Origin of the sequence: Afipia sp. GAS231 (genome assembly GCF_900103365.1) — a bacterium.
Lineage (GTDB): Bacteria > Pseudomonadota > Alphaproteobacteria > Rhizobiales > Xanthobacteraceae > Bradyrhizobium.
On record NZ_LT629703.1, the window covers coordinates 7,024,226 to 7,047,704 of the forward strand.

The window sequence follows — 23,479 nt, forward strand, 5'->3', positions numbered from 1 at the left end:
TTATTCGTTCATGATATGTTCTATCTATGGACGCGTATTCAAGCAGCAATGATGCCCGGTTGTTTCTCGCAGCCATTCCCGACGCGGCCACCGCGGCTCGAATCCACCAGTTGGCCGGCGTTCTCAAGGGCGCTCACCGATTCAGCGGCAAACCGATCGAACCCGAGCGCCTGCACGTTTCGTTGTTCTTTCTAAGCGGTTTGCCGCAGCAGGAAATCCGGGAGGCATGCGCAGCTGCTGCGGACGTGCGGATCAAACCGTTCGAGGTTTCGTTCGACCGCACCGCGAGCTTTCGCGGCAAGCGTGGCAGTCGCCCGTTTGTGTTGGTCGGAGATAAGGGTCTTCAGCCGCTGACGTCATTTCGTCGAATGCTCGGCGATGCGATGCTGCGAAGAGGTCTGAGGTGGGTGACGAACACCAATTTCACACCTCATGTCACGCTGCTCTATGACGCCCGTAGCGTGGAAGAGTATCCGATCGAGCCGATCTCCTGGACCGTGAACGAGTTTGTGCTCATTCAAAGCCTGAGCGGCCATGATTATCTGGCGCGGTGGCCGCTGGAGGCGCGAGCTGTTGCGTGATCTCCGCCATCGAGCTGAAGAAGTGCGTCGGCTCCGCCGCCTGCAACGCGGCAGGAAAGGCATAACCCCAGCCGACCGCACCCGAGGCCATGCCGGCGGCGCGCGCGGCTTCGATGTCGCGGATCTCGTCGCCGATGCAGATGGTGTCCGCGGGTCTGGTTCCGAAGTGGCGTGCCACGCGCCGGAATTTGCTGTGCTTGCCGAAGATCGTGGCGCCGCAGTCGAAGCGGGAGATCAGGCCTGCGGTGAGGCCGAGTACGCGACGGACGGATTCCTCGCTATCGGAGCTGACGATGGCGGTCTGGATGCCGAGGCGCTGCAGGTCGGCGAGCAATGTCGCAACGCCATCGAACAGCGATATCTCGCCGGCCGCGGCGAGCTTGCGCTTTCGCATGTCGCTGACGATCGCCGGCAGCCGCCACATCGGCACATTGAGCCGCGTCATGATCTGCCGGGCGGACATCATGCGCAGTCCCTCGATCTCGTCAGCGCCAACCGGCGCCAGAGCGAACCGCGCGATCATGTCCTGAAAGGAGGCGCGCAACCACGGCAGCGAGTTCGCCAGTGTGCCGTCGAAGTCGAAAATCGCGAGGCGATAGCGGGGCATTTGAAATCGGCGGCTCTACGTGTCGTCGCCGAAATAGGCCGGCTTGCCGGTGGTCCAGGTCTCGCCCCACAGTTGCCCGCCGCCATCCACCGTCAGCATTTCACCGGTGACGAATTTGCCAGACGGGGCGGCGAAATAGACGCAGGCCTCGGCCACGTCGAACGTCGTTCCGGTCCGCATCATCGGGTTGGAGCGGGGGTAGGCGGCGCGGGCTTCCGGCGAATAGACGTTCCAGCCCTCGGTCTCGATCACCCCGGGCGCCACGCAGTTCACCCGGATGCCGAGCGGCGCCCATTCGACGGCGACCGCGCGCGACAGGCCGATCACGCCGCTGCGCGCCGCGATGGTGTGCGCGATGCCATAGAGCCCATGCGTGGTGACGACCACGATGTTGACGATGCTGCCGGGGTGCTTGTGGTCGCGCCAGCGCTGCGCCGCCGCCTGCATCATGTACCAGGTGCCGTTCAGATTGGTGTTGATGACGGCGTTCCAGCCCTTCACCGAAAAGTCGATCGCGGCCTGCGGAAATTGCCCGCCGGCGCTGTTGATCAGGTGGTCGATGCGCCCATGCGCGGCCCAGACGGCGTCGAACAGCGCGTTGACTGCGTCGGGTTCGCGGATATCAGCGAGGTAGGCGGACGCCTTGAAATCGCGGCCGGCCATTTCAGTGACCAGCGCGTCGAGCCTGGCTTGATTGCGCCCGACGACGGCGACATGCGCGCCCAAGCGTGCGAACAGCCAGGCAATCGCCCGTCCGATGCCGCCGGCGCCGCCGGATATGACGACCACCCGGTCCTTCAGCGCATCGCTTGCGAAAACCGTCGGATGAACCGCGAGCTCCGCGTCGGTCAGGCCGAGTTTCGCAGCCGCTGGATCATCAGTCATGGACAGGGTCAACCCTTGTTATGTGCGGCATCAGCCGTACATTAACCGCGACACAGAAACCAAGCAAAGAACGAGTTTGAATGTCCGATCTCTCCGCTTTCCCGATCACCAAACGCTGGCCCGCCAAACATCCCGACCGCCTTCAGCTCTATTCGTTGCCGACTCCGAACGGCGTCAAGGTCTCGATCATGCTGGAAGAGATCGGGCTGCCTTACGAGGTGCACCTGGTCGACTTCAATAAGGACGACCAGAAGACGCCGGAATTTCTGTCGTTGAACCCGAACGGCAAGATCCCCGCAATCGTCGATCCGGATGGACCGGGCGGCAAGCCGTTGGGGCTGTTCGAGTCCGGGGCGATTCTGCAATATCTCGCCGAGAAGACCGGCAAGCTGTTGCCGGCGGATCCCGCGCGGCGGTACCAGGCCATCCAGTGGCTGCACTTTCAGATGGGCGGCATCGGGCCGATGTTCGGTCAGGTCGGCTTCTTCCACAAATTCGCCGGCAAGGACTATGACGACAAGCGGCCGCTGGAGCGCTATGTCGCGGAGTCGAAGCGCTTGCTCGGCGTGCTGGAGACCTGGCTTGCCGGGCGGCAGTGGATCATGGACGACGAATACAGCATCGCCGACATTTCGATGCTGGGCTGGGTACGCAATCTGATCGGCTTCTACGGCGCGCGCGAATTGGTCGCGTTCGATACGCTCAAGCACGTCCCTGTATGGCTGGAGCGCGGCCTGGCGAGGCCGGCGGTGCAGCGTGGGCTCGATATTCCCAAGCGTCCCTAGAGCGTTTTCAAGCGAAGTGGCCCCCGGTTCGCGTTAAGAAAACGCGTCAAACAAAAGAATAGAACCCGGTTCTGATTTCATCAGAACCGGGTTCTAGGACGCGTGCCTGAGCAGTTCGTAGACAACAGGGTTATCGGCGCAGGCACTGAGGCCGCATTCCAGCAGCGTCGTCGCCACGTTGGCCGCCGTCAGCGCGATGGCGGCGACAAAGCCGATCAGCGCCCAGCTATAGTAATGATAACCCAGCAGCGCCGAACCGTAGCCGGTGTCGCCGGGCAGGATGTGCAGCAGCACCTGCCGTGTCGATGCGACCGCGCCGGCCACCGCCGCCAGCAGCGATATCGCATAATGGCTGGGGCGCGGGCCGAAGCGGATGTTGAGGATCGGCCCGACGGCGAGCGTCGCAAACAGGATGCGCTGCAATAGACACAGCGGGCAGGGCAGTTCGTGCAGCATGAACTGCGCCGCAAAGGCCGCCGCCAGCACCAGCGCGACCGCGTAGAGGCTGAGGGCATTGAGCGTGACGGCGCGCGTCTGGGTCATGGATTCCTCAGAACGACAGCTTCAGCGTATCGGTAGCGTGGTGCAGATAGGTTGCAACGCACGCGATCAGGACGGCGGCGAACAGGCCAAGCGCCCACGGCCGCGGACCGCGCCAGGCGGCCAGCATCACGACGGCGACGGCGAGAAACAACAGGGTGAATTCCATATCCGGTCCGGCAGCGAATGATGCCTCAGTCTATGATAGATTCGACGCGCAGCCACACGAATTTGATTGTCCGCACGCGTCTCGCTATTCCATGATAGGCGAAATTCAAAGATCCGGTCGGGGTGTCCCATGACAGCAGAAACGATCCGCCCCGCCGTCCGTCATCAGCCGTGGTACAAGATTCTTTACATTCAGGTCCTGATCGCGATCGGGCTCGGCGTTCTGATCGGCCGGTTCTATCCGGATCTGGGCAAGGAGCTGAAGCCGCTCGGCGACGGGTTCATCGCCTTGATCAAGATGATGATTGCGCCGGTGATCTTCTGCACCGTCGTGCATGGCATCTCGTCGATGGGCGATCTGAAGCGGGTCGGCCGGGTCGGACTAAAGGCCCTGATCTATTTCGAGGCGGTCTCGACGGTGGCGCTTGCCATCGGCCTGATCGTCGGCGAAGTGCTGCAGCCCGGTCACGGCTTCAACATCGATCCGGCGACGATCGACCCCAAATCGGTGGCGACCTATGTCACCAAGGCCAAGGAAGAAGGCATCGTCGCTCATTTGCTCGGGATCATTCCCGACAGCTACTTCGGCGCGCTCGCCCGCGGCGACCTGCTGCAGGTCCTGCTGGTGTCGATCCTCTCGGGCTTTGCCGTGGCGTTCCTTGGCAAGGCCGGCGAGCCGATTTCCCATGCCGTCGACCAGGCCGCCAAGATGTTCTTCCGCATCATCCGCATGATCGTTCGCCTGGCGCCGTTGGGCGCTTTCGGCGCGATGGCGTTCACCGTCGGCGCCTATGGCCTCAATTCGCTGTGGAACCTGATCGCGCTGATCGCGACCTTCTATCTCACCAGCATTCTGTTCGTGTTGATCGTGCTGGGTTCGATTGCGCGGCTTTCGGGATTCTCGATCATTCGCTTCATCCTCTACATCAAGGATGAGCTGCTGATCGTGCTCGGAACCTCGTCCTCGGAAACCGTGCTGCCACAGATGATCCAGAAAATGGAGCATCTCGGCGCGTCGCGGCCGGTGGTCGGTCTCGTCATTCCTACCGGCTACAGTTTCAATCTCGACGGCACCAACATCTACATGACGCTGGCGACGCTGTTCCTGGCGCAGGCGACCAATACCCATCTGACGATCTGGCAGGAACTCGGCATTCTCGGCATCGCCATCATCACCTCGAAAGGCGCTTCCGGCGTCACCGGCGCGGGCTTCATCACGCTGGCGGCGACGCTCTCGATCGTGCCTGACATACCGATCCAGTCGATCGCCATTCTGGTCGGCATCGACAAGTTCATGAGCGAATGCCGCGCGCTGACCAATCTGATCGGCAACGGCGTTGCCTGCATTGTCATCAGCCGCTCGGAGGGCGAACTGGACAAGGACATGCTGCACGAAGCCATGGCGCATCCGATCGAATTGGGCGAAGCCCTCGAGCCGGGTGCGGCGTAGACGGCGCCGAGACGCCGTCTCGCGGTTTGCGCTCGTTGCCCGGAGTGCGCTACGGGTGCTCCTCCCGTTTCCTCGGCCCGCTCGAGGCCTTCAGTTCCGCGATACGCGACGGGCTGACGGAGGTCGACGCGTACTGGTTCTGGGTGGATTGCTGGGCGGCGGTCTTCGGTCTGCCCTTCGAGGCAAAGTAATGTTCGAGATGCTTTGCGATCTGCGTCTTCATGAACTGCTTGGCCTGCGCCGGATCCTGGATGTCCTGGGTGCGTAGCGGATTGCGTTGTTCTGGGTGCGGGTCGAGGTGCACGGTTCCGTTGAGAACTTCCCGGGCCATCGGATCCAGCGGCTGCGGCTGGACTGGAGCTGCGACGTCGGGCGTAGTGGTTCGCCAGGTGTGCGTGCCATCATCGACGAGATATTTGGCCGTCAGCTTGGCGGCGTTGGCATCGCGCTTGGTCAGGAAGCCGCCGGGCAATTGCAGGGCGTCAATGATCGAGCCGGGGATGGTCGAGTGGCTATAGACCGTCGAATCGACGCCGGGCTTGAACCAGGGCGAGATCAATATTGCGGGGACGCGCAACCCGAGCCGTTTGAAGTCGAACGGAACGAGAAACGACGGGTCCGCGGTGCCGTCGATGCCGTCGGGTGACACCGTCGCCGGCGGCGGCACATGGTCGAAATAACCGCCATGTTCGTCGAACACGATGATCAGCAGGGTCTTCTTCCAGACGGCGGGCTGCGAGCGCAGGGCTCCATAAACGTCGGCCACCAGCTTTTCGGCCGGCCGCACGTCGGCAGGGGCATGCATGCTGTTGGTGGGATGCTGCGGCGAGTTGATAAAGGCCGGCGTAATGAACGAGTAGGTCGCGAGCTTGTCGCCGGCGACGTCGCTGACGAAGTTGCCTTCGAACGGGACGTGATTGGTCTCGTTCTTCTGGAGGTAGGGGTACAGTTCGAGGATGTCGTCCTGGTCGTGATAGTAACTGCGCCACGACCGCGACGGATCGGCATTGATGCGATCATAGAGCGTCTTGCAGTTGAATTTCGGCTTCCAGTCGGCGTTATAGGTATAGCCCTGCGAGGTTGCCGCATGCACGTAAGCGCGGTTGGGCATGGTCGGGCCCGGCACGTCGGCGAACCAGCGGTCGCACAGCACGAAGTTCTTTGCCAAAGTGGACAGTACGGGGAGCTGCACCGGATCGAAGGCGTTCATCACCTGCTGCAATTCGCTCGTCGTCGGCTCGCGTTTCAGGTCGTAGGCGAGGGAGGTTTTGAAGGACGCAACGAAGCCGTTCAGTGGCGGCGTCGCGGCTGCAACGGCTGCGCTCGGCTTGGTGACGCCGAACAGTTGCTCGTTGGTCTGCTTGAGGCTGTGCGACGGGCCTTGCCCGATGGCGGTGTAGTCACCGCCCTTGCTGGATTTGAATGTCCCGCTGCTGGTGTCGCCGGGCTTCAGATAATTGACGCCGCCTTTTTTCGAGAGTCCGTCGCCAATCCCGAGGTATCCGAACAGGTGGTCAAAGGATCGATTTTCCAGCATCAGCACGACAAAGTGGTCGAAGAGCAGTTTGGTCATGAAAGCCTCCAAATGCCAGGGCAGCGGTTGCAGGATCAGGGCCGCGGGCTGCGCAGCGGGGATCGATGTGATATCGAGGCCGGCAAATACTTTCTGAGTGAACTATCAAAGGTTGAAAAGAAGGAAGATACATCCGAAGGCCACGTCATTCAAGTACGGGGTTCGTCCCCGGTGGCCGGAGTCGGCGAAATAATCAGCAACAATCAAATCTCTCGATGGGGGGCGGGCGCGCGATGACGATCACGATCTACGGTATCAAGAACTGTGACACCATGAAGAAGGCCCGTGCCTGGCTCGATGGCCACGGCATCGCCTACGACTTTCACGACTACAAGACCGCAGGCATTGCCAAGGACAAGCTCAAGCAGTGGTCCGACGAACTTGGCTGGGAAACATTGCTCAACCGCGCCGGCACCACCTTTCGCAAGCTGCCCGATAGCGACAAGGAAGGTCTCAACGAGCGCAAGGCGCTGGCGCTGATGGCGGCGCAACCGTCGATGATCAAGCGTCCGGTGCTCGACGTCGGCGGAAAATTGCTGGCCGGATTCAAGCCGGAGATTTATGCAAAGGAAGTGCCGTCGAAGTCGGGCAGCCGCAAAGCCTAGAGCGTTTTCGAGCGAAGAGAAAACGCGTCAAAGCAAGAAACCAGAGCCCGGGTCTGATTCAATCAGAACCGATAAGGCTCTAGTCGAGTTCGACGACTTCATCGGAGGCGCTCGGGTTTGCCCGGGCCGAGGCGGCGTCGCGATCGATGACCGCGCTGACCAGGGTCACCGGCAGCGCCTTGGGCTGCAGGCCCATCAGGTTGTTGATCTTGAAGCCGCCCTCGATGCTGATGCTCTTGTAGGAGCCGACGATCTGCTCGACAGCCTCGCCGCCGCCGAACGGCAGCAACAGCCGCTCATAGGATACGTCCTTGCCGTCCTCGTCCTGCACCATCGAGATCGAGTAGGCCGGCCGCTTGTGCGCCAGGCAGGTGCGGTACAGCGTCATCACATTGGCATATCGCGCCGGCCCGATGGCTTCGTCGAGAAAGCGGTTGGTTCGCTTCGACGGCTCGACGTGCTCGTTGCCGTAAATGGCGGTCAGCCTTGCGCCTTCCTGGGTGATCCGGAAGCGCGCCTCGTCGCCCTGGCCGACGACGTCGAATCCCATCATGTCGGCGAGTTCGTCGGCGACGCGGTCCGGCTGGAAATCATGGAGCAGGGGCAACGGGCGATGCCTGGCCGCGGCGCGCAGCCACGTGTTCAGCAGATAGCGCTGCCGGATCGATCGGACCACCGAGGGGTCGGAACCGGCAAATGCCATCGCCTTCAACCGAATTCGAGCACGTCGCCCGACGGAATGCGGCCGGGGACGCGATGGAAGAGCTCGCGGTCGATGATGGTGCGAAGCTTGGGTATCGGCAGTTGGTCGCTTCCGCGCATCAGGTTCCTGATCTCGAAGCCGCCATCCTCGCTGATGGTCTTCAGCGATGCGATGATGTGGGTGACGCCGTCGCTTTCCGAGAACGGCAAAAGCAGCCGCTCATACGCAACGATTCGCCCGTAGACGTCATCGATATTGGCGATGGTATAGGCGGGCAGGCGGCGCGCGATGCATTCGTAGTAGACCGGCATCACGATCGGCGCGAGCCTGGCGCCGAGATACTCGTCGAGGTAGCGGCCCTTGCCGGAGCTGCCATAGGCGCTCGACATTCGGGTGCCGTCACTCTGGATCGTCAGGCGCGGTGGCTGTTGGCGCGCATCGACGGTGCAGTAGACGAGGTCGGGTTGTTCTTCCTCGATTCGCTCCGGTTGATATTCATCGATGTGCGGCAGCGACTGGTTGCGGGCATAAAGCCGCAGCCAGGTGTTCAGCAGGTCGCGCTGCTTGATCGATTTGACGACCGACGGTTGGGCGCTTTCAAATTCCAAGGCCGCAATCCTTGCCCATGTAAATCGCGTGATCATCCGCCCGAGGCGGAAATATTCTATGAAAGCGGCGGATCTCAGCAAAACACCGTTAACGATGACTTTCCGGCGCGGACCGGTTAGCCGAAAGCCGCTGGCGGATCGACCAAACCGGCCGGTGGCGCAATTCGACTTTTGGCGGGCTCGGAACCGGGGCGTACCCCCGCCCGTGCCCTGCTTTCCACCTTGCCTAATCCCCGCCGTTGACGGCATATTCCGGCCCGGAGGCGGCAGGCTCGGGACAGTTTCCAAGAACGTCCAGGAGAGCCTGCGCGACAGGGAAAAATTGGCCACGCGCGAGGGGACTTCGCGGCTGGGCCGATGGGGGAAATTTGTTTGGCTGATGAGTTCATTCTCGAAACCCACGGATTGACCAAGGAATTCGCGGGTTTCTTTGCCGTTCGCGACGTTGCCCTCAAGGTGCGCCGCGGCAGCATTCATGCGTTGATCGGGCCCAACGGCGCCGGCAAGACGACGTGCTTCAATCTTCTGACCAAGTTCCTGAAGCCCTCGGCAGGCCAGATCCTGTACAAGGGCAAGGACATCACCGCGATGGCGCCGGCGGATGTGGCCCGCCTCGGCCTGGTGCGTTCGTTCCAGATCTCGGCGGTGTTTCCGCACCTGACGGCGCTGGAGAACGTACGGGTCGCATTGCAGCGCCAGCACGGCTCTTCGTTCGACTTCTGGCGCTCCAAGACCGTGCTCGACCGTTTCAACGGCCGCGCTCATGAGCTGCTGAACGACGTGGGCCTGAGCGAATTTTCCAACACGCCGGCCGTCGAGATGCCCTATGGGCGCAAGCGCGCGCTTGAAATTGCGACGACGCTGGCGCTCGACCCGGAAATGATGCTGCTCGACGAGCCGATGGCCGGCATGGGTCACGAGGACATCGACAAGGTCGCGGCGCTGATCAAGCGAATTTCGGCGAAGTACACCATCCTGATGGTCGAGCATAATCTGAACGTGGTGGCCAACCTCTCCGACACCATCACGGTATTGACGCGCGGCCAGGTGCTGGCGGAAGGCAATTACGCCGAACTGTCCAAGGACGAACGCGTCAAGGAAGCCTATCTGGGGGCCGGTCATGACTGATTTGAAAATGGCCGAGGCCGCAACCAAACCCGCGGGCACACAGGTTCTTTCGGTTCAGGATCTGCAAGCCTGGTACGGCGAATCCCACATTCTTCACGGCGTCAATTTCAATGTGAACGCCGGCGAAGTGGTCACGTTGCTCGGCCGCAACGGCGCCGGCAAGACCACGACGCTGAAATCGATCATGGGGATCATCGGCAAGCGCACCGGCTCGATCCGCTTCGACAACCAGGACATCATCCGCACCTCGTCCGACAGGATTGCGCGGATGGGGATTGCCTTCTGTCCGGAGGAGCGCGGTATTTTCGCCAGCCTCGACGTGCGCGAAAACCTGTTGCTGCCGCCGATCGTGCGCTCCGGCGGGCTGTCGCTCGACCAGATTTTTGATCTTTTCCCGAACCTCAAGGAGCGCCTGAACAGCCAAGGCACAAAACTTTCGGGCGGCGAACAGCAGATGCTGGCGATCGCCAGGATCCTGCGCACCGGCGCGCGCTTCCTGATGCTGGACGAGCCGACCGAGGGGCTGGCGCCCGTCATCATCCAGCAGATCGGCCACACCATCGCGCGGCTGAAGTCGGAAGGTTTCACGATCCTCCTGGTCGAGCAGAATTTCCGCTTCGCCTCGACGGTCGCTGATCGCTACTACATCGTCGAGCACGGCAAGGTGATCGACGGATTTGCCAATTCCGAGCTGTCGTCCAACATGGACAAGCTCCACACCTATCTCGGCGTCTGATCCGCACAACGCCCGCAAGCAGTTTTTACGGAGAAAAGTATGAAACATCGTATTTCAACCCTTATCCTCGGCACCGCCCTGGCATTGGCCGCGAATGGCGGCGCTCTGGCGCAGGACAAGGCCATCAAGGTCGGCGTCCTCACCGACAATTCCGGGCTTTATTCCGATCTCGGCGGCGCCGGCTCGACGCTGGCGGCGCAGATGGCGATCGAAGACTCCGGGATGGCAGCCAAAGGCTGGAAGATCGACCTGATTTCGGCCGACCATCAGAACAAGCCGGACATCGCCACCACCATCGCGCGCCAATGGATCGACGTCGAGAAGGTCGACGTCCTGATGGACGTGCTCAATTCCGGCGTTGCCCTTGCGGTCAATAACGTCGTGAAGGAAAAAAACAGTGTGATGATCAACTCGGGCGCCGCGAGTTCCGATCTCACCAACGCCCAGTGCACGCCGAATACGGTTCACTGGACCTACGATACCTACATGCTGGCCCACAGCACCGGTGCGGCGCTGGTCAAGGCCGGTGGCGACACCTGGTACTTCCTCACGGCCGATTACGCCTTCGGCGCGGCGCTTGAGCGCGACACCACGGCCGTCGTCCTCGCCTCCGGCGGCAAGGTGGTCGGTAGCGTGAAACATCCGCTCAATTCATCGGACTTCTCGTCCTTCCTGCTGCAGGCCCAGGCGTCGAAGGCCAAGATCATCGGCATGGCCAACGCCGGCGGCGACACCACCAACACGATCAAGCAGGCTGCCGAATTCGGCATCGTCTCGGGTGGGCAGAAGCTCGCGGGATTGCTGCTGTTCATCAGTGACGTGCACTCGCTTGGTCTGAACGTCGCGCAGGGCCTCAACCTGAGTTCGACGTTCTATTGGGACATGAACGATCAGACCCGGGCGTTCTCCAAGCGCTTCGCCGATCGCATGAAGACCAAGGCGATGCCGACAATGGTGCAGGCGGGCGTCTATTCCGGGCTGCTGCATTATTTCAAGGCGCTCGACGCCCTCGGCGGCAATCCGCATGACGGTGCCAAGGAGGTCGCGAAGATGAAGGAGCTTCCGACCGACGATGCGCTGTTCGGCAAGGGCAGCATTCAGCCGAACGGCCGGGCGCTTCATCCGGCCTACCTGTTCGAGGTCAAGAAGCCGTCCGAATCCAAGGGGCCGTGGGACTATTACAAGCTGATCGGAACCACCCCGGCGGACCAGGCGTTCAGGCCGCTTTCGGAAAGTGCGTGTCCGCTTCTGAAGAAGTAGTGGCGAAGCCCCGTCGGTGGTGTGCCGCCGGATGTCGCCGGTCAAGCGAATGGACGATGTGAGATAAATTCATGCAAGCTCTTTACGCACAGCTTTTGGTGGGACTGATCAACGGATCGTTCTACGCGCTGCTCAGTCTCGGGCTCGCCGTGATCTTCGGCATGCTCAACATCATCAATTTCGCCCATGGCGCCGTCTACATGATGGGCGCGTTCGTCGCGTATTTCCTTCTGAGCCTGGGCGGCCTCGGCTACTGGTGGGCGCTGATCATCGCGCCCATCGTGGTCGGCATCTTCGGCATGATCCTGGAACGAACCATGCTGCAGTGGCTGTCGGGTCTCGACCACCTCTATGGCCTGCTGCTGACCTTCGGCATGGCGCTGATCATTCAGGGCGTGTTCCAGAATTACTTCGGCTCGTCGGGTCTGCCTTACGCGATCCCCGATGAACTGAAGGGCGGCATGAATCTCGGCTTCATGTTCCTGCCGATCTACCGCGGCTGGGTCGTGATCTTCTCGCTGATCGTCTGCATTGCCACCTGGTACCTGATCGAGCGGACCCGGCTTGGCGCTTACTTGCGCGCCGCGACGGAAAACCCGACTTTGGTGCGCGCGTTCGGCGTCAACGTGCCGCGGATGATCACGCTGACCTACGGGCTCGGCGTCGGTCTCGCGGCGCTGGCCGGCGTGTTGTCCGCACCGATCAACCAGGTCCGGCCGCTGATGGGCGCCGATCTGATCATTGTGGTGTTCGCGGTGGTGGTGATCGGCGGCATGGGGTCGATCATGGGCTCGATCATCACGGGCTTTGCGCTCGGCGTGATCGAGGGACTGACCAAATACTTTTATCCCGAGGCTTCCAACACCGTGGTCTTCGTCCTGATGGTGCTGGTGTTGCTGGTGAAGCCAACGGGACTGACCGGACGGGCGGCCTGACATGAGCGCATTGACTGACGACACACTCCCGGTAACGCCGCGCGCGCTGCGCGACGAGATGATCGTGTTCGCCTTGATGGCGGTGCTGCTGGGTGTCGTGCCCTGGACCGGCATCTATCCGTTCTTCGTGATGCAGGCGTTGTGCTTTGCGCTGCTGGCCTGCGCATTCAATTTGCTGATCGGCTATGGCGGTCTGCTTTCATTCGGCCATGCGATGTTTCTCGGCACCGCGGGCTATGTCTGCGCGCATGCGCTGAAGGTCTGGGGACTGTCCCCCGAACTCGGCATCCTGGCCGGCACCGCGGGTGCGGCGGCGCTCGGCGTCATCACCGGACTGGTCGCGATCCGCCGCCAGGGCATCTACTTCTCGATGATCACGCTGGCGCTGTCGCAGCTTTTGTATTTCATCTATCTGCAGACCCCGTTCACCCACGGCGAAGACGGCATTCAGGGCATCCCGCAGGGCCACTTGTTCGGGATTTTCGACCTCTCCAAGCCGATCGTGCTCTATTACGTGGTGCTGGCCGGCTTCCTCGGCGGATTCCTGCTGATCTATCGCACAATCAACTCGCCGTTCGGCGAGGTGCTGAAAGCGATCCGCGAGAACGAGCCGCGCGCGGTCTCGCTGGGTTACAAGACCGACCAGTACAAGCTGGTGGCCTATATCCTGTCCGGAACCATCGCGGGTTTTGCCGGTTCGCTAAAAGTGTTCGTGGCGCAGAACGCCTCGCTCACCGACGTGCACTGGTCGATGTCCGGTGAAATCGTGCTGATGACCCTGGTCGGCGGCTTGGGGACCGTGTTTGGTCCGGTGGTCGGCGCCTTCGTCATCATCGCCATGCAGCAATATCTGGCAGGTTTCGGCCAGTGGGTGACGGTGATCCAAGGCGGGATCTTCGTGGCCTGCGTGCTGATGTTCCGCCGCGGCGTGATCGGCGAGATCGCGCATTTTTTCCGACGATCGCTCTAAACCAACCGGTTTTGGCGGCTTTTTCGGCCCCACAAAGCGGTGGATGACCGGGTTCCCGGGACCTGCCGTGGCGCGCTTTGCTCTCGAATGGTCTATGACAGTTTTGTGACGGGTCGCCCGGCGGCCCTGCCAGAACGATGGATTGTTGCCGATGCTGATGCGCTGGTTTCGTGCCTTCCTGCCCAAGGAAGAGCGGTTTTTCGAGCTGTTTGACCGCCATGCCCAGACCGTCGTGCAGGGCGCAACGGCATTGCAGGACATGCTGCGCGGCGGCGACGAGACGCCGGTGTTCTGCCAGCGCGTCAACCAGTTCGAGAACGAGGCCGACGGCATCACCCGCGAAGTGCTGACCGCCGTCCGCCGCACCTTCATCACCCCATTCGACCGCGTCGACATCAAGAACCTGATCACCTCGATGGATGATGCCATCGACCAGATGCAGCAGACCGCAAAGGCGGTGGTGCTGTTCGAGGTCCGCACCTTCGAGCCGCCGATGCGCGAGATCGGAACCTTGCTGGTCGAATGCGCCAACCTGGTCGGCCGCGCGTTGCCGCTGATGCAGTCGATCGGCGAAAACGTCGCGATGCTGACCGCGATCACCGAAGAACTCGGCAAGCTGGAAGGCCGCGTCGACGACCTCCACGATATCGGGCTGAAGGAGCTGTTCCTCAAGCATCGCAATGCCAACGCCATGGATTTCGTGGTCGGCGCCGAAATCTACAAGCACCTCGAAAAGGTTGCGGACCGGTTCGACGACGTCGCCAACGAGATCAACAGTATCGTCATCGAACAGGTATAGGGCAGGGCCGCGCAGTGGACGCCACGCTTGGTCTTCCGATTCTGACCGGATTAATTGCGGTCGCGTTGCTGTTCGACTTCCTCAACGGGTTGCACGACGCCGCCAATTCGATTGCGACGATCGTGTCGACGCGGGTATTGCGTCCGCAATATGCGGTGGTCTGGGCGGCGTTCTTCAATTTCGTCGCGTTTGCGGTGTTCGGGCTCCACGTCGCCAACACCATCGGTACCGGGATCATCGAGCCCAGCATCGTCGATGCGCAGGTGATCTTCGGCGCGCTGGTCGGCGCCATCGTTTGGAACCTGATCACCTGGGCGCTCGGCATTCCCTCGAGCAGTTCGCATGCCCTGATCGGCGGCCTGGTCGGCGCCGGCATGGCGAAGGCGGGTTTCTCGGCTGCGGTCTGGAGCGGGCTCACCAAGACGCTGCTGGCGATCGTGCTGTCGCCGCTGGTCGGTTTCCTGCTGGCGCTGGTGCTGGTGGCGATCGTGTCCTGGCTGTCGGTGCGTTCGACGCCGTTCGCAGTCGACCGCGCCTTTCGCATCCTGCAATTCGTCTCGGCCTCGCTCTATTCGCTGGGCCATGGTGGCAACGACGCGCAAAAGACCATGGGCATCATCGCCGTGCTGTTGTATTCGCAGGGCCATCTTGGCGACCATTTCGAAATTCCGTTCTGGGTGGTGATGGCGTGCCAGACCGCGATGGCGCTGGGCACCCTGATGGGCGGCTGGCGGATCGTGCGTACTATGGGGCTGCGGATCACCAAGCTGACGCCGATGCAGGGCTTTTGCGCGGAAACCGGCGGTGCCGCGACCCTGTTCATGGCCACCTATCTCGGGGTTCCCGTATCCACCACCCACACCATTACCGGCGCCATCGTCGGCGTCGGCGCGGCGCGGCGGGTCTCCGCGGTGCGCTGGAACGTGGCGAGTTCGATCGTCTATGCCTGGGTGATCACCATTCCAGCCTCTGCTATGGTGGCCGCAGCGGCCTATTGGGCGGTGACCTTTCTGCGCTGATCAGGTGACCAGCTTGAGCCCCACGATGCCGGCAACGATCAGACCGATGCTCGCCAGGCGAAGCCCGGAAGCCGGTTCGCCGAACAGGAAGATGCCGAGTATCGCCGTTCCCACAGCGCCGATCCCGGTCCATACCGCATAGGCGGTTCCGATCGACAATGTTTTCAGCGCCAATCCGAGCAGGAGCACGCTTCCGGCCATGGCCGCGAGCGTCAGGACCGACGGGGTCAGCCGCGTAAAGCCTTCGGTGTATTTCAGGCCGACGGCCCAGCAGATTTCCAGCAGACCAGCGGCAAACAACACAGCCCACGCCATGACGAACCCTTCATTTACAGGCAGGGTCGTCCCCGCGGATGATGTGCTGATCGGAAGGCCGTCCTTCCGCCCCGGATATGGGGCTTGCACCGGCATGGCGCAATTGCCAAATCACCCTTGATTGCGCCGGTTTTCCCTGCCAAACGCTCGCTTCATGTCCGACATCGCTGTTCCCATCGAATCGCCGTCCCGGTCGCCGCTTTCAGACGAAGTGGCGCGGCGGCGGACCTTTGCCATCATTTCGCATCCTGACGCCGGCAAGACCACGCTGACTGAAAAGCTGCTGCTGTTCGGCGGCGCCATCAACCTGGCCGGCCAGGTCAAGGCCAAGGGCGAACGGCGCAATACCCGCTCCGACTGGATGAAGATCGAGCGCGAGCGCGGCATCTCGGTCGTGACCTCGGTGATGACGTTCGAATTCCAGGACCTCGTCTTCAACCTCCTGGACACACCGGGCCATGAGGACTTTTCGGAAGATACTTACCGGACGCTGACTGCGGTCGACTCCGCGGTCATGGTGATCGACGCCGCCAAGGGCATCGAGGCGCGCACCCGAAAACTGTTCGAGGTGTGCCGGTTGCGCGACATCCCGATCATTACCTTCATCAACAAGATGGACCGCGAGAGCCGCGATACCTTCGATCTCTTGGACGAGATCGAAAAGACGCTGGCGCTCGACACCACGCCGATGACCTGGCCGGTCGGCCGCGGCCGCGACTTCCTCGGCACCTATGACGTCATCAATGGCGGCGTGCGGCTGCTGGAAGGCGGCGGCGCCAAGACTGGTGCTGCGCAACAGATCGACATCGCCGAACTCGCCGGCCGCAACGCCAATCTCGACGTCGCCGAGATCAAGGACGAGCTGGCGCTGGTGTCGGAAGCCTGCAAGCCGTTTGACCTCGCGGCATTTCGCGAAGGCCATCTGACGCCGGTCTATTTCGGCAGCGCGCTGCGCAATTTCGGCGTCGGCGATTTGCTGGAAGGTCTCGGCAAGTTCGCGCCGCCGCCGCGTGCGCAGGATTCCAACCTGCGCAAGGTCGAGGCCGCCGAGCCGCGCATGAGCGCCTTCGTGTTCAAGATCCAGGCCAACATGGATCCGAACCACCGCGACCGCATCGCATTCGCGCGGCTGTGCTCGGGCAAGCTCGTTCGCGGCATGAAGGCGAAGCTGGTGCGCACCGGCAAGAACATGTCGCTGTCGTCGCCGCAATTCTTCTTCGCCCAGGATCGCTCGGTGGCGGACGAGGCGTTTGCCGGCGACGTCGTCGGCATTCCCAACCACGGCACCTTGCGGATCGGCGATACGCTGACCGAGGGCGAGGACATCACCTTCGTCGGCGTTCCCTCCTTTGCGCCGGAAATCGTTCGCCGCGTCCGCCTAACCGATGCGATGAAGGCCAAGAAGCTGAAAGAAGCGCTGCAGCAGATGTCGGAAGAGGGCGTGGTGCAGGTGTTCCGGCCGCGCGACGGCGCGCCGGCGCTGGTCGGCGTCGTCGGCCCGCTGCAGCTCGACGTGCTCAAGGCCCGGCTCGACGCGGAATATTCGCTGCCGGTGGAATTCGAAGTTTCGGAATTCCAGCTGGCGCGCTGGATTTCCTCCGACGACCGCAAGAAGCTCGACGCCTTCGTTGCCGCCAACAATTCCGGCATCGCCGACGACGTCGACGGCGACCCGGTCTTCATGGCCAAGAACGAATTCTATCTCGGCTACACCCGCGAGCGCGCCGAGGGCATCAATTTTTCGAACGTCAAGGACGTGAAGAAAAAGGCGTAGGCGAGGGCACACTGCCCGCCCCAATTCCAGTACGCCGCGGCCTCTCCATAAATCACTGATGTCTCTGGAATACTGGGTCGCCCGCCCAGTGCGCAATTGCGCACAAGGCGGGCGATGACAGTTGTGGGTTGGGCCAGCCTCATCCCACTCATGCATCCAGTGGATGCCTCCATGCGCAGCCCGCCGAATCAAGCCTCTTGCGCGGCTCCGTGTCATCCTAAAATATCCACTGGATGCTTTAACAAAAAGGGAGGCACCCATGACTGATCTTGCGACTTATTCCCGTTCCGGCCCCGTCAGCACCATCTTGATGGATGACGGCAAGGCGAATGTGATGTCGGTTGCGATGCTGAACGCGCTGCATGCGGCGTTCGACCAGGCCGAAAGAGACAAGACCGTCGTGATCCTGAAAGCGCGGGGAAAGCACTTTTCCGGCGGGTTCGATCTCGGCGTTTTCGCCAAGGGCAGCGCCGAGGATCAATATCGGATGATGAAGGCGGGCGCCGAACTGGCGCTGCGTATCCTGTCGTTTCCGACGCCTGTTGTGGCCGCCTGCCAGGGCAATGCGTTCCCGATGGGCGCCTTCCTGATCATGTCCAGCGATCACCGTATTGCCACCGAAGGCAATTACCGGATCGGCATGAACGAGGTTGCGATCGGGCTGACCGTGCCGCGGTTTGCGATCGAGATCGCGCGGCAGCGGCTGACGCCGGCCTATTTCTCCAGGGTGGTGATGACGGCGGAAATGTTCGGCCCGGTGGAGGCCGTCACCGCCGGGTTCTTCGACCGGGTGGTGCCGGCGGAGGCGTTGGATCGAAGTGCCGAGGAGGCAGCCCAGGCGCTTGCCACGCTCAACATGGCGGGCCATGCCGCCACCAAGGCGCGGGCGCGCGGCGCGGTCATCAAGATGATCCGCGCCATGATCGACGAGGATATTACGCCGCAGTACGGCAATGATCGCGTTGCCAGCCGGGCTTCGGCCTGAGTGAGGAAGGCGTCATCGCCCGGTGGCGTTACGGCGGCTAGCTTTGTATGAAGGGATATGACCGCAAAACCGCGCCGGGCGACCTACCGCCATGGCAACCTGAAGTCCGAAGCCCTGAAGGCCGCCACCCGCCTGGTGGCCACATCAGGCCATGAACGGCTGAGCTTGCGCGAGGTCGCGGATGCCGTCGGCGTCGCGCATCGCTCGCTGTACAATCATTTCGCCGACCGCGAGGCGCTGCTCGATGCGGTCGCGGCCGATGCCTACACCAGGCTCGCGGCGATCCTGGTCAAGGCGAAGACCCCTGACGATTACACCGCGAAATATGTCCGGTTCGCGCTGGCCAACCGCGCGCTCTATGCGCTGATGACGAGCCGCCCGCATGCCACCATGAAGCACAATCCGCCGCTGCAGCAGGCCGTCCACAAGGTCATTACCGAGGCGATGCGGATCTTCTGCCAGGACATCAAGACCCCGGCCGAGCGGCGCCGCGCCGTGATGAAGGTCTATATCACCCTGTATGGCGGCATTTCGCTCTACGCCACCGGGGTGCTCGACCAACCGAGCGAGAAGGCGCTGATCGCGGAACTCTCCGCCATGAACGCCCGGCCATGAACCCGGTCATATGAACGCGAGGATGTGAACGCCATCAGCCTTGATGCCGACCAACGCACGGATCAAGTTCAGCACCGATAAGGCCTGGACCCACCAGCAAGGGACCATCGCATGTTCTGGCGCGCCATCATCTGCCTGATCGCCCTGTATGTCGGAGTGGGTCCGGCCGCTGCCCGGCCGCGCCATATCGATGCCACGCCGTTTTCGCCTGCACCCTGCAGCGTGCTCGATAACCGGCCATGCACGCCGTCGTTTTGCAGCGTGTTCAACCACGGGCCGTGCATTCCCGAGATCGATTATCCCTATGGCGAAAACCTGCAACTGACGATCGAGGCCGTGCCGCCGCAGGATCAGGCCGCGAAATATCAAAAGCCCGACCACGATCTCGACACCATCGGCGACCTGTTTGCAGCACTGCGTTCCTGCTGGACGCCGCCGGCGGCCGATAGTGCGCGCGAGGGCATGCAGATGTCAGTGCGGTTCAGCTTCCGGCGATCGGGCGAGATCATCGCCGCGCCGCGCCTGACCTATTCCACCGCCGGGGTTTCCGCGGATACCCGCGCCACTTACCTCAAGGCCATCAACGCCTCGCTGGACGGCTGCATGCCCCTGAAATTCACCGGCGGCCTCGGCGGCGCGCTGGCCGGGCGGCCGATCGCGATCCGCTATGTCGACAATCGCGAGCTGGGCAAACAGTCCGGCACCCCCTGATCCCTGCGGCTTAATCCACCACCGTTTCGCGGCGCGTTACGTAAGCCCTCCCTAGAGGACGGCAATGGGGTAACGTGCATTTTCGCGCATTGCGGGCCGAGCCCCTAAAGTGATACGCGGTTAGCCGGAAACGGGCTGCACACGGGGATGGACGTCATGGGACTGCTGGTGATGATCCTGGGCCTGATCCTGTTTTTGGGCGTCCATACGCTCACCACGCAGCGCGATCTGCGCGCGCGGTTTGTCACCTCGATGGGCGAGGGCGGCTACAAGATTTTCTACGCGCTGGTTTCGCTCGCCGGCTTGGCGCTGATCGCCTGGGGTTTTGCCGAGTATCGCGCAACCGGCTGGATCGATGTCTGGAATCCGCCGAAGGCGTTCAAGCATATCACTGTCGCGCTGATGCTGCCGGCGGTCATTCTGGTGGTCGCCTCCTATCTCCGTGGCCGCATCTATACGACGCTGAAACATCCGATGCTGGCGGGCGTCAAGTTGTGGGCGGCGGCGCATCTGCTCGCCAATGGCGATCTCGGCTCGATCATTCTGTTCGGCTCGTTCCTGGCGTGGGCGGTGTTCGACCGCATCTCGCTCAAACATCGCCCCGACGCCGGCGCCCCGCCGATTCCGGTCGGCGGTCCCGCCAACGACCTGATCGCGATCGCGGTCGGCGTCGTGGCCTATCTGGCGCTCGCCTTCGCGTTCCACCCGGTCGTGATCGGCGTCCCCGTGTTCGGAGTCTGACATGTCGGTTCAGTCGGCCATCAAGCGCAAAACTGCGCCGGATATTCGTGCGCGCAAGAACGGCGAGCCGATCGTGATGCTGACCTCCTACCACGCCCATACTGCGTCGCTGGTCGATCGCTATTGCGACGTCATCCTGGTCGGCGATTCCCTCGGCAATGTCATGCACGGCTTTGAGACCACGGTGCCGGTGACGCTCGAGATGATGATCCTGCAGGGCCGTGCCGTCATGCGCGGCTCGCTGCATGCGCTTGTGGTGGTCGACATGCCGTTCGGCTCCTACGAGGCGTCGAAAGAGCAGGCGTTCCATTCCGCGGTGCGGATCCTGAAGGAGACCCATTGCGGCGCGGTGAAGCTGGAAGGCGGGGCGCGGATGGCGGAGACCATCGCGTTCCTGTCCGAGCGTGGCGTCCCCGTGATGGGCCATATCGGACTGACGCCGCAATCGATCAACACGCTGGGCTCGTTTCGCGCGCAGGGCCGCGACGAAGCGAGCTGGGAGCCGATCCTGAACGACGCGCGCGCGATCTCGGAAGCCGGCGCGTTTTCGGTCGTGATCGAGGCGGTCGCCGAGCCGCTGGCGCGCAAGATCACCGAAACGATCGCCATCCCCACCATCGGTATCGGCGCCAGTGCCGCCTGTGACGGCCAGGTGCTGGTGCTGGAAGACATGCTGGGGCTGTCGCCGCGGACCCCGAAATTCGTCCGCCGTTACGGCAATCTCGGACCCGCGATCGAAGCGGCCATCGAAGGTTACGCCACCGACGTCCGCTCGCGGGCTTTCCCGGGGCCGGAGCATGTCTACGAGATGAAGAAGAGCTGAAGAGGGCCGCCATGGACTGGTCGCAGCACTCCATTCCCTTGATGCGGCTCGAGGCGCGCTTCGGCGATCGCATGGTCCCAGCGTTTTGCGAGCGGCCGAAAAGCATCTGGGGAATGGTGGCCGATGCCGCAGCCGGCAATCCCGACGGCGAGGCGCTGGTCTGCGGTGGCAGGCGGATGAACTGGCAGGAGGTCGCGCAGCGATCCCAGGCGATCGCGGCCGGATTCGGCAAACTCGGACTGCAGCGCGGCGACCGGGTCGCGGTGCTGCTCGGCAACCGCATCGAATTCGTGCTGACGATGTTCGCCGCGGCCCATGCCGGTCTGGTGACCGTGCTACTTTCCACCCGGCAGCAAAAGCCCGAGATCGCTTATGTCTTGACCGATTGCGGCGCAAAGCTCCTGATCCACGAGGCCGCACTGGCCGGGCGCGTGCCCGATGCGCGCGACGTTCCCGATCTGGCGTTTCGTATCGCCGTCGACGACGATCCAAAAGCCTCGCGCTTTTCCGAACTCGCCGATCACGCACCGGCGGCGACGCCGGTCGAGGTCGGCGAAGAAGATACCGCGATGATCCTCTACACCTCGGGCACGACAGGTAAGCCCAAGGGCGCGATGCTGGCGCATTGCACCATCATTCATTCCTCGATGGTGTTCGTGTCGTGTCTCAAGCTGACCGCGACCGATCGCTCGATCGCCGCCGTGCCGCTCGGACATGTCACCGGCGTCGTTGCCAACATCACGACCATGCTGCGCTGTGCCGGTGCGCTGATCATCATGCCGGAGTTCAAGGCCGCGGAGTATCTGAAGGTCGCCGCGCGCGAGCGTGTCACCTACACCGTGATGGTGCCGGCGATGTACAATCTCTGCCTGCTGCAGCCCGATTTCGACAGCTACGACCTGTCGAGCTGGCGGATCGGCGGTTTCGGCGGCGCGCCGATGCCGGTCGCGACGATCGAACGGCTGGACGCCAGAATTCCCGGCCTCAAGCTGATCAATTGCTACGGCGCGACCGAGACCACGTCGCCCTCGACCATGATGCCCGGCGAATTGACCGCAAGCCATATCGACAGCGTCGGATTGCCCTGTCCGGGTACGGAAATCATCGCCATGAGTGCGGACGGGCATCAGTTGCCATCAGGCGAAATCGGCGAGCTCTGGATTCGCAGCGCGTCGGTCATCAAAGGCTACTGGAACAATCCGAAGGCGACGGCGGAGAGTTTTACGGCCGGCTTCTGGCATTCGGGCGATCTCGGTTCGGTGGATGCCGAGAATTTCGTTCGCGTGTTCGACCGCCAGAAGGACATGATCAACCGCGGCGGCCTGAAGATTTACTCCGCCGAGGTCGAGTCGGTGCTTTCAGGCCATCCCGCGGTGGTCGAGAGTGCGATCATCGCCAAACCATGCCCGGTGCTGGGCGAGCGGGTGCATGCCGTCGTGGTGACTCGCAATCCCGTCGGCGTCGATGTGCTGCGCGCGTGGTGCGCCGAGCGGCTGTCGGATTACAAGGTGCCGGAGACCATCGATCTCACGTCAGATCCGCTGCCGCGCAATGCCAACGGCAAGGTGATGAAGCGGCAGTTGCGGGACGCGTGGGCGGCGCGGGCGTAGAGGATCGCCACCGGCCGATGCGCATCAAATTCCTCGGGAATGTCGATCGATCACCACTGCATCGGGATGGGACACGATCGTCATGAACCAGACGAGGCTTCCAGCCAGCGCCCAAAATGTATCCCAGTAAACCCAGTTCATGACCATGCTTGGGTCCCACCCTGGTGGCCTGCTTTGGTTACGCTTGACGCCCTGCTGACGAACTCCTGCAGGTAAGCAGGTACATCGTGTCCTTCGATGTCGCAGCGACAGCAAATTTCCTGCGCCACAAATTTCGAGAGGTCGTCGCTCCAGTGTTCGATCGTATTGAAAGCCAATACCTCGATTGGGTCACAGAATTGTCCCGCAAGAAGGTCGGAAATGACAGTCTCGATGTCCGTCCGCTCAACGTTCCCAGCGATATCATCTGGTGCATGTGGTCTGGGCGCTTCTACAACAACATAGATGGTTTGATCGGCCCCGAAGGGGACATTGGGTAGAAATCCGTGCATTGCCTCTACTCCAGCGAATGCGGATTCAAGCGAATGGCGGCGCGAAAGTTCCCGGGCGCGAT

Annotated in this window: 27 protein-coding genes; 19 read left to right on the plus strand and 8 right to left on the minus strand. The window is 62.3% G+C overall.

Annotated elements, in window-relative coordinates; translation table 11 throughout:
* Positions 1-26 precede the first annotated feature (26 nt).
* A complete protein-coding gene (locus BLS26_RS32910; RefSeq protein WP_092516599.1) occupies positions 27-581 on the plus strand; it encodes a 2'-5' RNA ligase family protein in 555 nt (184 codons plus the stop codon).
* Here the strand turns inward: BLS26_RS32910 and BLS26_RS32915 are convergent.
* On the minus strand, positions 514-1,188 hold the full coding sequence (locus tag BLS26_RS32915) for an HAD hydrolase-like protein (protein ID WP_092516600.1): 675 nt from the start codon (positions 1,186-1,188) through the stop codon (positions 514-516). The two genes, BLS26_RS32910 and BLS26_RS32915, sit on opposite strands and share 68 nt — an antisense overlap.
* Before the next feature lie 15 nt (positions 1,189-1,203).
* On the minus strand, positions 1,204-2,073 hold the full coding sequence (locus tag BLS26_RS32920; protein ID WP_092516601.1) for an SDR family oxidoreductase: 870 nt from the start codon (positions 2,071-2,073) through the stop codon (positions 1,204-1,206).
* A gap of 80 nt (positions 2,074-2,153) precedes the next feature.
* On the opposite strand from BLS26_RS32920, the gene BLS26_RS32925 reads away from it, so the two are divergent.
* The gene (locus tag BLS26_RS32925) at positions 2,154-2,858 is read left to right on the plus strand and encodes a glutathione S-transferase family protein (RefSeq protein WP_092516602.1); all 705 of its coding nucleotides are present in this window, start codon (positions 2,154-2,156) and stop codon (positions 2,856-2,858) included.
* Between the two features lie 93 nt (positions 2,859-2,951).
* Here BLS26_RS32925 and BLS26_RS32930 read toward each other — a convergent pair whose 3' ends face one another.
* Positions 2,952-3,401: a disulfide bond formation protein B gene (locus tag BLS26_RS32930; protein WP_092516603.1), complete on the minus strand. Its 450-nt coding sequence runs from the start codon at positions 3,399-3,401 to the stop codon at positions 2,952-2,954.
* A gap of 7 nt (positions 3,402-3,408) precedes the next feature.
* Positions 3,409-3,567: a DUF5993 family protein gene (locus BLS26_RS36415; RefSeq protein WP_172804742.1), complete on the minus strand. Its 159-nt coding sequence runs from the start codon at positions 3,565-3,567 to the stop codon at positions 3,409-3,411.
* Positions 3,568-3,696: 129 nt separating this feature from the next.
* On the opposite strand from BLS26_RS36415, the gene BLS26_RS32935 reads away from it, so the two are divergent.
* Entirely contained in the window at positions 3,697-5,016 is a 1,320-nt protein-coding gene (locus BLS26_RS32935) for a dicarboxylate/amino acid:cation symporter (RefSeq protein ID WP_092516604.1), read from the plus strand.
* 49 nt (positions 5,017-5,065) lie between these two features.
* Here the strand turns inward: BLS26_RS32935 and BLS26_RS32940 are convergent, their stop codons facing one another.
* Complete coding sequence (locus BLS26_RS32940) at positions 5,066-6,589, minus strand: alkaline phosphatase family protein (protein ID WP_092516605.1); 1,524 nt, start codon at positions 6,587-6,589, stop codon at positions 5,066-5,068.
* A gap of 233 nt (positions 6,590-6,822) precedes the next feature.
* On the opposite strand from BLS26_RS32940, the gene BLS26_RS32945 reads away from it, so the two are divergent.
* Entirely contained in the window at positions 6,823-7,194 is a 372-nt protein-coding gene (locus BLS26_RS32945; protein ID WP_092516606.1) for an ArsC family reductase, read from the plus strand.
* Between the two features lie 79 nt (positions 7,195-7,273).
* Here BLS26_RS32945 and BLS26_RS32950 read toward each other — a convergent pair whose 3' ends face one another.
* A complete protein-coding gene (locus BLS26_RS32950) occupies positions 7,274-7,897 on the minus strand; it encodes a PAS domain-containing protein (protein WP_092518889.1) in 624 nt (207 codons plus the stop codon).
* A 5-nt stretch (positions 7,898-7,902) separates the two neighbouring features.
* Complete coding sequence (locus tag BLS26_RS32955) at positions 7,903-8,505, minus strand: PAS domain-containing protein (protein WP_092516607.1); 603 nt, start codon at positions 8,503-8,505, stop codon at positions 7,903-7,905.
* A gap of 372 nt (positions 8,506-8,877) precedes the next feature.
* Between BLS26_RS32955 and BLS26_RS32960 the strand changes: the two genes are divergently transcribed.
* The 7 genes from BLS26_RS32960 to BLS26_RS32990 all read left to right on the plus strand — a co-directional run bounded on the left by BLS26_RS32960 (position 8,878) and on the right by BLS26_RS32990 (position 15,352).
* The gene (locus BLS26_RS32960; RefSeq protein ID WP_092516608.1) at positions 8,878-9,633 is read left to right on the plus strand and encodes an ABC transporter ATP-binding protein; all 756 of its coding nucleotides are present in this window, start codon (positions 8,878-8,880) and stop codon (positions 9,631-9,633) included.
* A complete protein-coding gene (locus tag BLS26_RS32965) occupies positions 9,626-10,369 on the plus strand; it encodes an ABC transporter ATP-binding protein (RefSeq protein WP_092516609.1) in 744 nt (247 codons plus the stop codon). The genes BLS26_RS32960 and BLS26_RS32965 overlap by 8 nt, the downstream gene beginning before the upstream one ends.
* Positions 10,370-10,408: 39 nt before the next feature.
* The gene (locus tag BLS26_RS32970) at positions 10,409-11,629 is read left to right on the plus strand and encodes an ABC transporter substrate-binding protein (RefSeq protein WP_092516610.1); all 1,221 of its coding nucleotides are present in this window, start codon (positions 10,409-10,411) and stop codon (positions 11,627-11,629) included.
* Between the two features lie 71 nt (positions 11,630-11,700).
* The gene (locus BLS26_RS32975) at positions 11,701-12,564 is read left to right on the plus strand and encodes a branched-chain amino acid ABC transporter permease (RefSeq protein WP_092516611.1); all 864 of its coding nucleotides are present in this window, start codon (positions 11,701-11,703) and stop codon (positions 12,562-12,564) included.
* 1 nt (position 12,565) lies between these two features.
* A complete protein-coding gene (locus BLS26_RS32980) occupies positions 12,566-13,534 on the plus strand; it encodes a branched-chain amino acid ABC transporter permease (RefSeq protein ID WP_092516612.1) in 969 nt (322 codons plus the stop codon).
* A 154-nt stretch (positions 13,535-13,688) separates the two neighbouring features.
* Positions 13,689-14,333, plus strand: coding sequence for a DUF47 domain-containing protein (locus tag BLS26_RS32985; protein WP_092518891.1), 645 nt, complete (start codon positions 13,689-13,691; stop codon positions 14,331-14,333).
* Positions 14,334-14,347: 14 nt separating this feature from the next.
* A complete protein-coding gene (locus BLS26_RS32990; protein ID WP_092516613.1) occupies positions 14,348-15,352 on the plus strand; it encodes an inorganic phosphate transporter in 1,005 nt (334 codons plus the stop codon).
* Here BLS26_RS32990 and sugE read toward each other — a convergent pair whose 3' ends face one another.
* On the minus strand, positions 15,353-15,667 hold the full coding sequence (gene sugE / locus BLS26_RS32995; protein ID WP_092516614.1) for a quaternary ammonium compound efflux SMR transporter SugE: 315 nt from the start codon (positions 15,665-15,667) through the stop codon (positions 15,353-15,355).
* A 154-nt stretch (positions 15,668-15,821) separates the two neighbouring features.
* On the opposite strand from sugE, the gene BLS26_RS33000 reads away from it, so the two are divergent.
* The 8 genes from BLS26_RS33000 to BLS26_RS36110 all read left to right on the plus strand — a co-directional run bounded on the left by BLS26_RS33000 (position 15,822) and on the right by BLS26_RS36110 (position 23,405).
* Positions 15,822-17,441: a peptide chain release factor 3 gene (locus BLS26_RS33000; protein ID WP_092516615.1), complete on the plus strand. Its 1,620-nt coding sequence runs from the start codon at positions 15,822-15,824 to the stop codon at positions 17,439-17,441.
* Between the two features lie 259 nt (positions 17,442-17,700).
* Entirely contained in the window at positions 17,701-18,426 is a 726-nt protein-coding gene (locus BLS26_RS33005; protein ID WP_092516616.1) for a crotonase/enoyl-CoA hydratase family protein, read from the plus strand.
* A 57-nt stretch (positions 18,427-18,483) separates the two neighbouring features.
* Complete coding sequence (locus BLS26_RS33010; RefSeq protein WP_092516617.1) at positions 18,484-19,041, plus strand: TetR/AcrR family transcriptional regulator; 558 nt, start codon at positions 18,484-18,486, stop codon at positions 19,039-19,041.
* Between the two features lie 111 nt (positions 19,042-19,152).
* Positions 19,153-19,752: a hypothetical protein gene (locus BLS26_RS33015; protein ID WP_092516618.1), complete on the plus strand. Its 600-nt coding sequence runs from the start codon at positions 19,153-19,155 to the stop codon at positions 19,750-19,752.
* A gap of 156 nt (positions 19,753-19,908) precedes the next feature.
* A complete protein-coding gene (locus BLS26_RS33020) occupies positions 19,909-20,493 on the plus strand; it encodes an NnrU family protein (RefSeq protein WP_092518893.1) in 585 nt (194 codons plus the stop codon).
* Position 20,494: 1 nt separating this feature from the next.
* Positions 20,495-21,316 (plus strand): 3-methyl-2-oxobutanoate hydroxymethyltransferase, encoded by an 822-nt coding sequence (panB, locus tag BLS26_RS33025; protein ID WP_092516619.1) that lies wholly within the window; start codon positions 20,495-20,497, stop codon positions 21,314-21,316.
* 11 nt (positions 21,317-21,327) lie between these two features.
* Positions 21,328-22,926 (plus strand): class I adenylate-forming enzyme family protein, encoded by a 1,599-nt coding sequence (locus BLS26_RS33030; RefSeq protein WP_092516620.1) that lies wholly within the window; start codon positions 21,328-21,330, stop codon positions 22,924-22,926.
* Between the two features lie 227 nt (positions 22,927-23,153).
* Positions 23,154-23,405, plus strand: coding sequence for a hypothetical protein (locus BLS26_RS36110; protein ID WP_157676648.1), 252 nt, complete (start codon positions 23,154-23,156; stop codon positions 23,403-23,405).
* The last annotated feature ends 74 nt before the right edge of the window (positions 23,406-23,479 follow it).

Coding starts and splice junctions, on each gene's coding strand:
- BLS26_RS32910 (WP_092516599.1), top strand. CDS start 27: ATGGACGCGTATTCAAGCAGCAATGATGCCCGGTTGTTTCTCGCAGCC.
- BLS26_RS32915 (WP_092516600.1), bottom strand. CDS start 1,188: ATGCCCCGCTATCGCCTCGCGATTTTCGACTTCGACGGCACACTGGCG.
- BLS26_RS32920 (WP_092516601.1), bottom strand. CDS start 2,073: ATGACTGATGATCCAGCGGCTGCGAAACTCGGCCTGACCGACGCGGAG.
- BLS26_RS32925 (WP_092516602.1), top strand. CDS start 2,154: ATGTCCGATCTCTCCGCTTTCCCGATCACCAAACGCTGGCCCGCCAAA.
- BLS26_RS32930 (WP_092516603.1), bottom strand. CDS start 3,401: ATGACCCAGACGCGCGCCGTCACGCTCAATGCCCTCAGCCTCTACGCG.
- BLS26_RS36415 (WP_172804742.1), bottom strand. CDS start 3,567: ATGGAATTCACCCTGTTGTTTCTCGCCGTCGCCGTCGTGATGCTGGCC.
- BLS26_RS32935 (WP_092516604.1), top strand. CDS start 3,697: ATGACAGCAGAAACGATCCGCCCCGCCGTCCGTCATCAGCCGTGGTAC.
- BLS26_RS32940 (WP_092516605.1), bottom strand. CDS start 6,589: ATGACCAAACTGCTCTTCGACCACTTTGTCGTGCTGATGCTGGAAAAT.
- BLS26_RS32945 (WP_092516606.1), top strand. CDS start 6,823: ATGACGATCACGATCTACGGTATCAAGAACTGTGACACCATGAAGAAG.
- BLS26_RS32950 (WP_092518889.1), bottom strand. CDS start 7,897: ATGGCATTTGCCGGTTCCGACCCCTCGGTGGTCCGATCGATCCGGCAG.
- BLS26_RS32965 (WP_092516609.1), top strand. CDS start 9,626: ATGACTGATTTGAAAATGGCCGAGGCCGCAACCAAACCCGCGGGCACA.
- BLS26_RS32970 (WP_092516610.1), top strand. CDS start 10,409: ATGAAACATCGTATTTCAACCCTTATCCTCGGCACCGCCCTGGCATTG.
- BLS26_RS32975 (WP_092516611.1), top strand. CDS start 11,701: ATGCAAGCTCTTTACGCACAGCTTTTGGTGGGACTGATCAACGGATCG.
- BLS26_RS32980 (WP_092516612.1), top strand. CDS start 12,566: ATGAGCGCATTGACTGACGACACACTCCCGGTAACGCCGCGCGCGCTG.
- sugE (WP_092516614.1), bottom strand. CDS start 15,667: ATGGCGTGGGCTGTGTTGTTTGCCGCTGGTCTGCTGGAAATCTGCTGG.
- BLS26_RS33000 (WP_092516615.1), top strand. CDS start 15,822: ATGTCCGACATCGCTGTTCCCATCGAATCGCCGTCCCGGTCGCCGCTT.
- BLS26_RS33005 (WP_092516616.1), top strand. CDS start 17,701: ATGACTGATCTTGCGACTTATTCCCGTTCCGGCCCCGTCAGCACCATC.
- BLS26_RS33010 (WP_092516617.1), top strand. CDS start 18,484: ATGACCGCAAAACCGCGCCGGGCGACCTACCGCCATGGCAACCTGAAG.
- BLS26_RS33015 (WP_092516618.1), top strand. CDS start 19,153: ATGTTCTGGCGCGCCATCATCTGCCTGATCGCCCTGTATGTCGGAGTG.
- BLS26_RS33020 (WP_092518893.1), top strand. CDS start 19,909: ATGGGACTGCTGGTGATGATCCTGGGCCTGATCCTGTTTTTGGGCGTC.
- panB (WP_092516619.1), top strand. CDS start 20,495: ATGTCGGTTCAGTCGGCCATCAAGCGCAAAACTGCGCCGGATATTCGT.
- BLS26_RS33030 (WP_092516620.1), top strand. CDS start 21,328: ATGGACTGGTCGCAGCACTCCATTCCCTTGATGCGGCTCGAGGCGCGC.